14 protein-coding genes are annotated in these 13521 nt (G+C 37.0%); 6 read left to right on the plus strand and 8 right to left on the minus strand.

Annotated features, from left to right (window positions below):
• Positions 1–27: 27 nt before the first annotated feature.
• The gene (locus EXE09_RS00395) at positions 28–216 is read right to left on the minus strand and encodes a hypothetical protein (RefSeq protein WP_068973722.1); all 189 of its coding nucleotides are present in this window, start codon (positions 214–216) and stop codon (positions 28–30) included.
• 113 nt (positions 217–329) lie between these two features.
• The gene (locus tag EXE09_RS00400; protein ID WP_130115968.1) at positions 330–968 is read right to left on the minus strand and encodes a LysE family translocator; all 639 of its coding nucleotides are present in this window, start codon (positions 966–968) and stop codon (positions 330–332) included.
• A gap of 136 nt (positions 969–1104) precedes the next feature.
• On the opposite strand from EXE09_RS00400, the gene EXE09_RS00405 reads away from it, so the two are divergent.
• Positions 1105–1581, plus strand: coding sequence for an Lrp/AsnC family transcriptional regulator (locus EXE09_RS00405; protein ID WP_087552192.1), 477 nt, complete (start codon positions 1105–1107; stop codon positions 1579–1581).
• A gap of 200 nt (positions 1582–1781) precedes the next feature.
• Positions 1782–1976, plus strand: coding sequence for a hypothetical protein (locus EXE09_RS00410; protein ID WP_068973724.1), 195 nt, complete (start codon positions 1782–1784; stop codon positions 1974–1976).
• 228 nt (positions 1977–2204) lie between these two features.
• On the opposite strand, the gene EXE09_RS00415 is transcribed toward EXE09_RS00410, so the two are convergent.
• On the minus strand, positions 2205–3893 hold the full coding sequence (locus EXE09_RS00415) for an acyl-CoA dehydrogenase family protein (protein WP_130115969.1): 1689 nt from the start codon (positions 3891–3893) through the stop codon (positions 2205–2207).
• A gap of 80 nt (positions 3894–3973) precedes the next feature.
• Here EXE09_RS00415 and EXE09_RS00420 point away from each other — a divergent pair, with 80 nt between their 5' ends.
• The gene (locus EXE09_RS00420; RefSeq protein WP_130115970.1) at positions 3974–4594 is read left to right on the plus strand and encodes a TetR/AcrR family transcriptional regulator; all 621 of its coding nucleotides are present in this window, start codon (positions 3974–3976) and stop codon (positions 4592–4594) included.
• Between the two features lie 869 nt (positions 4595–5463).
• Complete coding sequence (locus EXE09_RS00425; RefSeq protein ID WP_130115971.1) at positions 5464–6603, plus strand: GTPase; 1140 nt, start codon at positions 5464–5466, stop codon at positions 6601–6603.
• A 116-nt stretch (positions 6604–6719) separates the two neighbouring features.
• On the opposite strand, the gene katG is transcribed toward EXE09_RS00425, so the two are convergent.
• Positions 6720–8909, minus strand: a complete 2190-nt coding sequence (katG, locus tag EXE09_RS00430; RefSeq protein ID WP_130115972.1) for a catalase/peroxidase HPI — start codon at positions 8907–8909, stop codon at positions 6720–6722.
• A gap of 340 nt (positions 8910–9249) precedes the next feature.
• On the opposite strand from katG, the gene EXE09_RS00435 reads away from it, so the two are divergent.
• A complete protein-coding gene (locus tag EXE09_RS00435; RefSeq protein WP_130115973.1) occupies positions 9250–9726 on the plus strand; it encodes a thiol-disulfide oxidoreductase DCC family protein in 477 nt (158 codons plus the stop codon).
• Positions 9719–10123, plus strand: a complete 405-nt coding sequence (locus EXE09_RS00440) for a DoxX-like family protein (RefSeq protein ID WP_130115974.1) — start codon at positions 9719–9721, stop codon at positions 10121–10123. The genes EXE09_RS00435 and EXE09_RS00440 overlap by 8 nt, the downstream gene beginning before the upstream one ends.
• Here the strand turns inward: EXE09_RS00440 and EXE09_RS00445 are convergent.
• From EXE09_RS00445 to EXE09_RS00460, 4 genes are read right to left on the minus strand one after another with little or no spacing between them, the layout of a single operon-like run.
• A complete protein-coding gene (locus EXE09_RS00445; protein ID WP_130115975.1) occupies positions 10113–10760 on the minus strand; it encodes a hypothetical protein in 648 nt (215 codons plus the stop codon). The genes EXE09_RS00440 and EXE09_RS00445 overlap by 11 nt on opposite strands.
• 37 nt (positions 10761–10797) lie before the next feature.
• Positions 10798–11376, minus strand: coding sequence for a hypothetical protein (locus EXE09_RS00450; RefSeq protein ID WP_130115976.1), 579 nt, complete (start codon positions 11374–11376; stop codon positions 10798–10800).
• A gap of 26 nt (positions 11377–11402) precedes the next feature.
• Positions 11403–12563, minus strand: coding sequence for an MBL fold metallo-hydrolase (locus EXE09_RS00455; RefSeq protein ID WP_130115977.1), 1161 nt, complete (start codon positions 12561–12563; stop codon positions 11403–11405).
• Positions 12564–12565: 2 nt separating this feature from the next.
• Positions 12566–13504 carry a cation diffusion facilitator family transporter gene (locus EXE09_RS00460; RefSeq protein WP_130115978.1) on the minus strand — a complete coding sequence of 313 codons (939 nt, stop codon included), beginning with the start codon at positions 13502–13504 and terminating at the stop codon, positions 12566–12568.
• Between the last annotated feature and the right edge of the window lie 17 nt (positions 13505–13521).

Consider the following 13521-nt stretch of genomic DNA (forward strand, 5'->3'; position numbering starts at 1 on the left):
TATTTTTATTGTTAATATTTCAATGTATTAAGCACAAATTTGAAGCATCAAAAAAGGGAGATAATCATTTGAGTATCCCCCTTTTTTGTGTTTTGCATAGCCTCGTTTTGCATTCTTTTTTCGATCTACAAAAGTTTGGCTCTTGTTAAAATCGTTCATGTGTTTTGCCACAAAGTTGTGAATTACAACTTCAGGCGCAGCTTTTTTCTTCGCCATTTTATTTACCTTTTAGACTGTATGTTCGCCGCAGAATTGGTGATGCGGTGCAAGGCTGATATTACGCTTTTTTGTATAGAATACAAGCGGATTTATCCAATATTTCCAATACATCACATAACAAATACATGCAGTTCTTTGTACAGCATCCCGAACGCCAAAACACACATCATCAATGCTAAACCTTTTAATAAAATTCTCTCTATCCATTTATTATTTAAAAGTTTCTTAATTTTTAAAGCAGCAAAAATATATAGGCTTCCAACAATAAATAGAGTCAAAACTGTCAACCCAATCAGAGTAATCGTTTTTTCTTGTAACGATGCTGAACCAAAAATAATCGGCACCAAAGCAAGATAAAAAGAAATCGTTTTCGGATTGCTTAAAGTCATCAACAAACCATCCTGAAATGCTGAAAATGAGATCTTTATATCTAAAATTTGAGTATTTTCATTGAATAAATGATCCTGAAAATTCCAATATTGATAAGACAAGTACAGTAAATAAAAACTGCAAAGCAACATCATATAAACTGAAAAATGTGGACTGAGTTGGTGAATGAAATCAATTAGAAAAATCGAACTCAGCAAGAATAGAACATCACCTGTGATCAGCCCTAAAAGCATTAACAAGGCACGTTGGTGTCCTTGAGTAAATGTCTTCAACATTAGACCTGTCATGCCTGGTCCAGGTAGCAAAGCTGCAATGGCTAAGGTGAATAAATACGTTGAAAATTGGGTTAAATCTTGCATCAGCATCACAACCTGAAAAATCTGAAATGTATCCTTATATTTTTTGTGAAAAACGTAGGTAAAACTGATCTATTTATTTCTAAAATAGCAATAAAAAGGGTATAAATAACCTTTAAGATGAACTCAAAAGACAAGAATGACCCAAAAGCAGATCGATAAAACTGACACTAAAATTTTAGAGTTATTACAACGTGACTCTCGTATTTCCAATGCTGAACTCGCTGAAAATATCGGAATGTCTGCCTCACCCTGTTGGCGTAGGGTGAAACATTTAGAAGATACAAGCATCATCAAAGGCTATGGCGTACTGTTGGATCGTAAAAAAATCGGCTTAGGTGTCATGGTTTTTATCCGTGTTTCCATCGACAGTCACAGTGAAAAAGAAGCCAAGAAATTTGAAGAGCAAGTGACAGCTTTGGAGCATGTTGTGGCTTGTTATAGTATTGGTGGTGATGCTGATTTTCTTTTACAGGTGGTCTCGCCTGATTTAGATACTTATGCAGAGTTTTCAATGTCAATTATTCGCCGCTTGCCAGGAATTAAAGAAATGCAAAGCATGTTTGTACTCAAAGAAATTAAACCTTTTCTAGGTTTCCCAATTTTAAAGCCCTGAGCATGTAAAATTATTCTTTCACTCTCAAAATAAAGACCATGATAACAATCAGTTATAGCCTGAAAACACACACTCTTACATTAAGTTTCATTAAAATACAAAATAATCAAATATTTTCAACAAGTTAAATTTGCTTTATTTTTAAAACGTATATATATTGTATATACATTTTGATTTCCGCCTTTGGGGATAAATACGTGATGGCTGAATTACCCAAAAAGACAAAGGTGAATAAAAAAGATGGGCAGCTCTTAATTCGCATTAACAGTGCTGAACGGGATGAGTTTTTACAATTGTGTGAAAGTCTTGATACCAGTGCAGCACGTGAGTTAAGAAAATTTATCCGTAGTTTTATCAAAAAACATCAGCCAACGGATAGCAAAACAAAGGAGTAACATGATGTCAAAGCAAGTTAAATCTTTAAAGAAACAAATCAAAGCGCGTTTGGACAAAATTTCAAAGCACGAAGGTAAATTGAAAAAACTCCAGAAAAAGCTTAAAAAACAAAAGTAATTTTCAATAATTACGTGTTAAAAGTATCAGCTTCAAATCAAACCTGATTTAAGCGTATGAAGGTCATCATCATGATGACCTTCGCTGATTTGGGCATTTAAAAATCTATTTCAACTCGCCAATGCCCTTCCCAACAATCGTTCCACATCCACTGATTTCGCCTCCACCATGCCTACGACCCGTCCATGAAATTCACTATAACGAGTTGCGATAAACGCATCAGAGACAAAATCAGGTGCATACTGTTTCAGTAAAATCGCTTGAGCAAGAATCACCAAACGACTGACCAGACTGCGCGCCATAAACTGCATTTCATCGGCTTGTAAACTGCTGAATAATTTAAACAAAGACTGCAATTCATTCTGTAAAACAGCATCACTTGAAGCCACTTTTGCGAATGATTGGAACAGGACTTCGATGGACTCACGATCACGCTGAATCGCACGTAATACGTCTAAACACATGACATTGCCCGAACCTTCCCAAATGGAATTTACAGGGGCTTCTTTAAAAATGCGAGCCATGATGCCAGTATCGACATAACCATTACCACCAAAGACCTCCATCATTTCACCTGTCAGTTCCACCGCACGTTTACATACCCAAAACTTAGATGCAGGCGTCATGATACGTTTCCATGCCAGTGACATTTCATCATCCTGCTCATAACAATGTGCGAGATGAAAACTCAGTTGCATCGCAGCTTCGGTTTCCAAAGCCAAATCCGCAAGTACTGCTTGCATCAAAGGTTGTTCAGCTAAATGCTTTCCAAACGCTTTGCGCTGACGGGTATAGGCAACGCACTGTACCAATGCCTGACGTAGCATCGCACTTGAACCCACTGAGCAAGTTAAACGAGTGTAATTCGCCATCTCAATAATGGTTGGGATACCACGCCCTGCCTCACCGATCATGATGCCCCAAGCCTCTTTAAATTCGACTTCTGAACTTGAGTTACTACGATTACCGACTTTGTCTTTTAGACGTTGCACGTGAATATTGTTTTTCGTGCCATCCTCCAACCAACGTGGCACAAAGAAACACGCCAAGCCATCCTGTTCAGTTTTCGCCACCACCAAATGTGCATCACACATCGGGGCTGAGAAAAACCATTTATGCCCTGTCAGCAAATAGGCTTTACCACGACCTAATTCAGCGACAGGCACTGCATAGGTTCCATTGGCACGGACATCTGAACCACCCTGCTTTTCTGTCATGCCCATACCCATCCAGATGGATTTTTTTTGGGAAATCGGAATATCACGTTCATCGTATTCATTGGACAGTAATTTTTCACCGATTTTTGCCCAAAGCTCAGGTTCATTTTGAATCAGTGGAATACTGCCCAAAGTCATCGAGTTAGGGCATAAGTTTCCACATTCCACTTGTCCGCTTAAGAAAAATCGTGCTGCCCAATCCACCCATTTTGAAGTTGACTGTGACTGATTTTGTACATCAATAAATGGATAAGCATGAGTGTGGTATTGACGATTAATACCCATCCATTTATGCCATGCAGGGTGAAACTCTAAAAAATCTTTACGGCGACCACGTGCATCAAAACTATGCAATTCAGGTGTATGTCGATTGGCTAGGTCTGCATATTGATAATATTCTGCTGAACCGACAATCTCTCCAAACTCTGCTAAAGTCTGCTGATCCTGACTGCCATAGCGTTGCAAAATTTCTTGTAGGACTTGATCTGTGCTAAATAAGTTGTAGTTTTGCAATTCATCAAATTGGTTGCTGATCTCATGGGTTTGCCATGCTGTAGTTGTTCCAAACGTTGCTGTGTTCATGCTGAAATCCTGTCTTGTTGTTTTGTCCAATTACATTCAGTATAGATGAAAATCTATGGATGGATGTTCGGGTTATTTTTATGGCTTTGCCTGCAATCAATGTGCGTCGTAAACCTCGCCAGTCAAGGGCTCGTATCACTCAAGAAGCCTTGATGGAAAGTTTTGTTCGGCTTTTGCATGAACGTCCTGCCAGTGAAATTACCATTCGAGAAATTACTGATGTTGCAGGCGTTGGCTTGGGAACTTTTTATGAGTATTTTTCTAAGAAAGAAGATTTGATTGCGCTGACCATTCATCAGCATGTGAAAAGTAATGCTGAAGCTTTAAAAAGTTATGCACAAAGTCTGATCGAGTTATCCACAAATCTAGATTTTCCAGCACATTTACAGCAAGTGATTCATTTTCAATTGCAAGAAATTCAGGCACAGCAGTTTTTATGGGCACAGACTTTTTTGTTGGAGCGACAGGTTTCGAGTATTGAAATTTATCGTAAAAGTTATGAAATGATGGTGCAGATGTGGCAAACCATTCTCATGCCTTTTATTCAGGATCATGAGCAACTGAATCGGATCAGTTTAAATGTACAGCGGATTTGTTATGGAGTGATTTCACAGACTTTATTGATTGAGCCTGAGTTTAGGGAATGGGAGATTTTGGAGAGTGATGTGCTTGGTTTTGTAAAAAGTTTAATGGAGATATAGGTTTTTATTTGCAAAATGTTTTAAATTTGGATAATAGACACTCAACTCGTTTCAAATCGATTTTTTTGAGAATGAAAAAATATTTTAAATATATAAAATTTTTATTTCGCATGACAATCATTAAATTAAATTTAAACACAAAAAAAATATAAAATAAACTTAATAATTATTAAAAAAATACTTAATGATTTATATCAATTCGTATAAAATTAATCTTATTTTTTTAGGGTAATTCCACACAATTCACAAGCCATATAAAAAAAAATTAATTTTAAGTGATAGAACTTTCATTATCTTACATTTAGTTCACCAACAATAAACTCTCATATTTTTATACCAATATAGATAAATTAAGCACACGATAAATTCAAATAACTTTTTACTGTTTAACATTATTTTGACTTTAAAAAATACCCAGCAAGAAGTATAAGAAGTATAATTAATCCAATGGAAAAATAAGGATTAATAGAACCGATGGTTTTAAATGAAATCCGAAAAACTATTTCTATTACGTCTTTCATAACAAATTCTTACTATTAAATTATAACAATCAAAATTATATCAGATATATTATCTAGCAATTAATTTAAAATTCTATTGCATTAAGAAAAAATGTTTGGTGTTTCACTCGTAATGTTAAATCCATTAAGAATATAACGAAATTAGTCCACTTATCTTCATTTTTACTCTTGACAGATACGATTAGCACACAACCTCTATTGCCACCAATAAATGTACTGTAATTTCACGATAGCACTCTTTGTATTTATTTTTGATTATAAGCGACAATCTGTGTCGTTTAAATAATGAAGTTTAATAATATTTGCATTATAATATGATTCAAATTAATTACATAAGGGGAAAATTATATGGGTACGAATTTTAATACAGATTCTGTTGAAACAGAAACTCAAAAAAAACTAGATGAAATTGAAAAAAATTTAGAAAAAAATGTAACTATTGCTGTTGTTGGAAAAGTTAGTGCAGGTAAAAGCTCATTACTAAATGCTCTGTTTCATAAAAATAAAAACGAAGAGTTGCTTGCAAATGTCGGAGCTATGTCTGGCGTAACAACTAAAGTTAAAAGATTTAAACTTGGCAAGTATGTAGAGATTATGGATTCTCCTGGGCTTGGAGACATTATAGATGAAAATAGTGCTGCCACAAGAAATGCACTTTTAGATATCGATGTTGGTATTTTAGTGGTTTCTGATTCTGCTGACGTGGCACAAAAGCAACATTTTGATTTATTAAAGACTCATTGTAAAAAAGTTTTTGTCGTATTGAATAAAATTGATATGTATGACAGACAAAAATCATCAATACCAAAAGTAGTTCAGCAATGGCGAGAGGCTTTAAACTTATCAGAAACAGAAAATATTTTTCAAACTTGTACTTTTGGCTATGATCCTGATACAGATAGTGAGACTAACCTAGATATTCGCGGTGTAGATGAACTTCGCACATCAATTTTTGCCTTTTTAAAAGAACATGGTAAAGATTTAGTGCTAGCGAGAGAAATGGAAAGAAAATCTGTTATTGCTAAACGTATTATTTATGGTGCATTAGCAGCAGTAGGAATTGAAGCTTTTATTCCAGGTAGTGCAATCTATATTACAGGAACACAAGCAGCAGCAATTATGTCAATTCATTATACTTATACAGGCGAAGTTTTAAGCAAAAAATCAGCAGTTGCAATAATCCCATTATTTGCAAGTCAAAGTATCGGTGCCAATGCATTTCTTTTTGCTAAGTCATTCTTACCACCAACTGGTATTCTAGATATTGCAGCTGCTGGTGTTGCTATAATCGTAACATTAGCCATGTTAAGTGCTGTAAATTGGGTATATGAAAATGGCTATAACTTAGATGATAAGACTGAGTTAAAAGAACAGTTTAATAGATTTAAGAAATTGCTTGATGAAATTGGCGCTAAAGAAATTGCTAGAATCATTATAAGTAAAGATATAAAGTCTATAATGGAATTAATTTCAAAATTTATTAAATAGATTTATCATTAACATAGTACTCCTTATGCAAAGTGTGATGAATTAATTGAAATCCATAAAATGACATCACTCACAAAAAAACCGCCCTCAGGCGGTTTTTCTACATCTTAAATGACTTATTTCACATCAAAACGGTCAGCATTCATGACTTTCGTCCATGCTGCCACGAAGTCTTTTACAAACTTCTCTTTGTTGTCGTCTTGCGCATACACTTCTGCATAAGAACGAAGAATCGAGTTAGAACCAAATACCAGATCCACACGGCTTGCAGTCCATTTCACATCACCAGACTTACGCTCAACGATGTTATATGAATTCTTACCTGTTGGTTTCCAGTTATAGTTCATATCTGTTAGATTCACGAAGAAATCATTAGTGAGAACACCCACTTTGTCTGTGAATACACCTGCTTTATCGTCAGCATAGTTTGCGCCAAGTACACGTAAACCACCAACAAGAACTGTCATTTCAGGTGCAGTCAAACCAAGCAATTGTGCACGATCAAGCAACATTTCTTCAGGCTGAACCACATAATCTGCTTTTAAGAAGTTACGGAAACCATCTGCTTTCGGCTCGAAATCTTCAAAAGAATAAGCATCTGTTTGTTCCTGAGTCGCATCACCACGACCTGCAAGGAATGGAACTTTGATGTTCACACCCGCATCTTGCGCTGCTTTCTCAACCGCTGCTGTACCACCGAGTACGATCAAATCTGCAATACTGACTTTCTTGACTAAGCCCGCTTGAATCTCTGCAAGTTTCGCGACAACTTTAGCTAAACGAGCAGGTTCATTCCCTTCCCAATCTTTTTGCGGTGCAAGGCGAATACGTGCACCATTTGCACCACCACGATAGTCCGAACCACGGAAAGTACGTGCGCTATCCCAAGCCGTTGCGATCAATTCAGCAGAAGTTAAACCACTGTTCAGTAATTTCACTTTGAGATTGGTCACGTCTACATCAGACAATGAGTAATCTGCTTTTGGAATAGGATCTTGCCAAATTAAATCTTCATTTGGAACATCTGCACCCAAGTAGCGAGTTTTTGGTCCCATATCACGATGAGTCAGTTTGAACCATGCACGGGCAAATACATCTGCTAATTTGTCAGGATTTTGATAAAAATCTTCTGCAATTTTACGGTACGCAGGGTCAAATTTCAGTGCCATATCGGCATCTGTCATCATCGGGTTACGGCGTACATTTGGATTGTGTGCATCAACAGGTTTGTCTTCCTCTTTGATGTTCACAGGTTCCCATTGTTTTGCACCCGCAGGGCTAAGTGTTTTTTCCCATTCATACGTGAACAGTAAATAAAGGAATTCATTGTCCCATTTGTCAGGATGTGTTGTCCAAGCACCTTCAAGACCACTGACCATGGTATTTGCTCCATTGCCTGTACCTTCTGAGTTGTGCCAACCGAGACCTTGGAATTCTACATCTGCACTTTCTACATCCGCACCGAGGTTTTCAGCTTTACCATTACCATGTGCTTTACCCACAGTATGACCACCAACGGTGAGTGCAACAGTTTCTTCGTCATCCATTCCCATACGATCAAAAGTAACACGCATGTCCTGTGCGGTACGTAATGGATCCTGTACGCCATCGACACCTTCAGGGTTGACATAGATCAAGCCCATTTGTACTGCAGCAAGTGGGTTTTCCAAAGATGAACGATCTTCATCACTTGCATAACGCTCTTTAGTTGGTGCAAGCCATTGGCGTTCTTCACCCCAATAAATATCTTTTTCAGGTGCCCAAATATCTAAACGGCCACCACCGAAACCAAAGGTTTTTAAACCTGCCACATCATAAGCAACTGTTCCAGCAAGGACGATCAAGTCACCCCAAGAGATTTTATTACCATATTTCTGTTTGATTGGCCAAAGTAGACGACGACCTTTATCAGTATTGACGTTATCAGGCCAACTGTTTAAGGGTGCAAAGCGTTGGTTACCTGTGTTCGCACCGCCACGACCATCTTGTTTACGATACGAACCTGCCAAGTGCCATGCGGTACGCACGAACATACCAATATAGCTACCATAGTCCGATGGCCACCAATCTTGGCTTGAATTAATCAGTTCACGTAAGTCTTGTTTTACTGCTTCCAAATCCAATGATTTAAATGCTTTGGCATAATCAAAATCTGGGTCCATCGGATTGGTTTTTTTGTCATGTTGAGAAAGAATATCGAGATTCAGCGCATTCGGCCACCAATCTGCATTATTGGTGCTGGCTACACTGGTCTGCCCACCGGCTTGATGGAAAGGGCAACCTGAAGCTGGCTTATTGTTATCCATGTATAATTTCCTCATTCATCAATTTTGATTAAAAATTTAACCGTTTAAAAATTCTGCTACAACACCAACATAGCGGTTTTTCATGACAAGCTAAAGTGAATTTAACGAATAAAAACAATCGGATTCTTCTATTTAAAATCTTAAAATTTAATGATTTACAATAATTCAGCGATTTAGCAACATTTTCTCGACTATTTCCTTACAAAGTTTAAGTGATTCATTATTTTCATCATACTTTTCGATTATTCCGATGGTTTAAAAATGTACCGATACAGACTGTTTTTTCGCCCAATAATTTCAGTTATAGTGAGCTTAAGCGCTGCATAAAATGAGCCTGTGAATGTCAAAAATAAGCACTGAAAATCATATTGCCCTAACTAAGGACAGCATTGAACAGATCATTCAACAACATGACATTGTGTTATTTGATGCGATTTGTGTGTTATGCAATGCTTGGACAGAATTTCTAATCAAATATGATATAGATGCTCGATTTAAACTCGCCTCAGTTCAGTCTGATTTAGGACAAGCCATTTTAAAATTTTATCAAATGCCAACAGACCATTTTGACACCATGTTGGTGATTAAAAATGGGCAAATGTACACTGAATCTACTGCATTTTTAAAAGTGATCGAAGACTTGGGGCAACCTTTTTCAAGTTTAAAAGTCGGTTATGTCATGCCGAAATTGCTTCGAGATTTTCTCTACCGCCGAGTGGCTTTCAATCGTTATCGCTTATTTGGAAAAATGCAGCATTGCACCCTTCTTTCTGCTGAAAATAAACAGCATTTTTTGGAAAATGTCATTAATGGATAAGTCAATTCAAAAGGCATTACTCACAATAAATATCAGCTTAGCGATCTTATGGATTTATCAAGGCATCGTGCCGAAAATCATGTTCAAAGCAGCAGAAGAACGAAAATTTTGGGAGTTTCTGGAGATTGATCAATCGAGCATGATGCTGTTTATTACACTTTCAGGTGTGATCGAGATCATTTATGGCTGTTTATTTTTAGTATTTCGACAATCCAAGTTACTTCATTATCTCAATATTTTTGGCTTAATTGGTTTAGCAGTTACGGTTGCGATCATTTATCCTCAATATTTCACTGCTGGCTTTAACCCTTTTGCAATGAATGTGGCAATGGCAACCCTCTCTGTTGTGGCGATTCAACTGATCAATATTCAACATAGTCAAAACGTTACAACCTGACATTTTGACCGAAATCTTCTTTCCAACCCTTTGTTTCTACTGCAATCTGTGAAGCCAATTTACTTTTCACTTCTTTGATTAGTTGCGTACGTTCCTGTCCATGTACAAACCGCGCTTTATAACGTGTTTGCATTTGCTGAATATAGTTATTTAATGCAAGTTTATCTTTAGGGCTTTTTGGTTGAATCGTTAAAAACTGTAGATAATCCTGATCTGGATTTGTTTCCAACGGATTGCTAATAGTATCCTCCACATAAACTACAGCACTGATTAATTTGACCATCCCTTTTGAATCGACTGAATAAACCTGCTTACGCACGCCATAAGGAAATGTCCATAAACCCTGTCGATCCCCTGCCGCCCAATACGTATAAAAAATCAGTTGATTATTTTTAACCTCATAATCACCTACCTCTATAGTAAGAATACTGCAATCTCCTGTACTTAAACGTTGGGTATGGGTCAACAGTTTTTTATCGCCACGATATAATTCAAGATTGTCTTGTTCAAACCCCTCGTCGGTTTCACCATGCGTAGTTTTAATTTCAAAGCGTTGTTGATTAATGCTCAATGTTTTTGCATGTGCCGCAACAGTACCAAACATCAGCAATATAAGTACCAATTTGAACATTTTCATTATTTTTATCCTTCAACATTCAGTTAAAAGAATGACTTTATTGAATACCCCAAGCCTTCGCAAAGTCCTCTCTTTCCTTGCATAATTTTTTAAACACAGGTAACTTCTCACCTGCTTGACTCAAGGTTTGGGTCTGACGATATAAATCTACTTTTTTCACTAATTTATAATTTTGATCATCCTTACTTTGGTATTGTTCAAGCACTTTAAAGGTCTGATCTTTACACAAAACTTGATAATAATTGACCACAGATGTTTTCTTAGTAGGTTCAATCGTCTTAATCCACGCTTCAACCAACTGAATCCCATCATTCACAGTCAAATCATTTTGAAAATATTGTGTTTGCTTATCCTGATAAATCAATCTCCAATCATTTGAACCTTCCATACCATCAAAGCTATATTTTTCTTCTAGCGGCTTTGCTGCATAGTTGGGTACAACATCATGTTGATCTGCAACAGCATCAACAACATCAGCAGACTTATCACCAGCATAATCGACTAGATCTGCATCAACCGCTTGATCATGGTCTACATGCTTTGATTTTGCATGAGCAACATCAAAAGACAAGATGAGAAAAGGTAATATCAAAAATCGTAAACTCATTTTTTTCATATTCAACATCCTTGTTCATTTTTATATTAGACCACTAACTTACGCCCTTCACGGATACAATAAAACGGATTGACCATTTTCGACGAATGTTTCATGGCTTTTTGCAAATCTTGCTCAGGCTGTTCGCGGCTTTCATCCGTCAGTTGGAAAGTACGGTAATGTATTGCCAAAGAACGCTTTGCCTGTAAATCCAAATGCGCTTGAAAAGCATCTTGTGGATTCATATGCATATATTGCATCAATGCTCTAGGTTCATACGCCCCGATCGGCAACAAAGCAATTCGTGGTGTTCCTAAACGCTTTTGAATTTCTTTAAAATGTGGTGAATAGCCTGTATCTCCCGCAAAGAAGAAATGACCATGTTCAGAAATAATGGAGAAACCGCCCCACAATGCAATATTCTGATCACGTAAGCCACGACCAGAACCATGTTGTGCAGGGGTATAAATAATTTTCAAATTTTTAAATAAAGCCGATTGCCACCAGTCCATTTCAATCACATGAAATGCTTTAGGCAGATATGATCCATTGCCTAAACCTGTATAAATCGGCATACCGAATTTATTGTGTAGCCATCTTAAAGATGCCAAATCCATGTGATCATAGTGATTATGACTCAATAAAACAGCATGAATCTCTGGAAGCTGTTCCAATGCAATTCCCGATGGAATCACCCGTTTAGGTCCTCGTCCTTGTTTAGGACTGACATAATCTGCCCAAACTGGATCGGTTAAAAAGTTATACGGTCCAATCTGAACCAAGACCGTTGCATGACTAACAAACCAAACTTGCCAATCATTGTCATCAGCATCTGGACGGTTTTGCGGTAAAGTTCGTTTAGTTGCATAGAATTCAGCAGCTTCTTTGGCTGAATCGACATTCCATGTATAAGACTTACGTGTGCCTAACCATTTCATCAAATCCCAACGACTACGCCCTTCAGGTCGACGTTGTTGATTAAAAAAACGTTCCCCGTTGTGATAATTCGAACCAATTACTTTAAATAACGGTTTCGCCCATGTATGCGATAAACAGTTTTCAGTATCAATTCGATAATGTAATTGCTGAATATTTTCAGATGGAACTACAGCAGATTGAACCTTATTCTCATGGTTCTTCTTATCTAAAATCGTCTCATCTTGTTTCGTTTTTTCTTCAAAACGGACAATTGGCTCTTGTTTCGACATGATTACTCTAAACGCCCTTTCATTCTTTCAAGCCAAACTTGTTTAGTTTGTGGCTTCACGAATAATGCCACGATTTCAGGATGAATACTCTTAATCTTTGCTTCAATTCTGTTCACGCAGGTTTCAATCTCATCTGAAGTAAGCCCATCTTTAAATTCTAAACTTAAAGAAGCGATCACTTGATGAGCTCCCATTTGTTCTGTCAGTACACCATTGGCAGAATATACAGCTTGATCTTCTTGCGCGACCTGCAACACATTATGTCGCAATTTGGGATCTGCCGTTTCCCCCATCAACAATCCTTTCGTTTCTCTCGCCAAAAGTAAAGCTGAAATGGCTAAAACGACACCAATCAATACTGAAGCCACGCCATCTAAAACAGGTAAATTAAATTGATGTGCACAGAAAATTCCAACCAAAGCAATCAATAAACCAATCAATGCTGCTGAATCTTCAAATAAAACGGTAAATGTCGTCGGATCTTTACTACGTCGAAATGCCTCGAAATATCCCATTGAACCTTTGGTCTTTTTAAAGGTTTTTAGGGCAATAAACCAAGACGTTCCTTCACAAAGAATCGCGAACCCTAACACGGCGTAATTCACCATTGGAGATTCAATCACTTCAGGATGACGTATATGCTGAATACCTTGAAAGATAGACACCACTGAACCCAAAGCAAAAACCAATAAAGCAACAATAAATGCCCAAAAGTATAACTCTCGACCATAGCCAAATGGATGTTGGTAATCGGCAGTTTGTTGCGATTTCTTTAAACCATATAGCAATAATATTTCATTCAGTGTATCCACAACAGAATGTACAGCTTCACTTAACATTGCAGAACTATTTGTAATATACGCTGCAATAAACTTAACCAATGCGATGGCTAAATTACCAAAAAGTGCTGCATATACAACAATTTTGTTAGAATCTGACATTTATTGTCCTGTTTTTT

The organism is Acinetobacter sp. WCHAc060025, from assembly GCF_004209355.1.
GTDB lineage: Bacteria > Pseudomonadota > Gammaproteobacteria > Pseudomonadales > Moraxellaceae > Acinetobacter > Acinetobacter wuhouensis.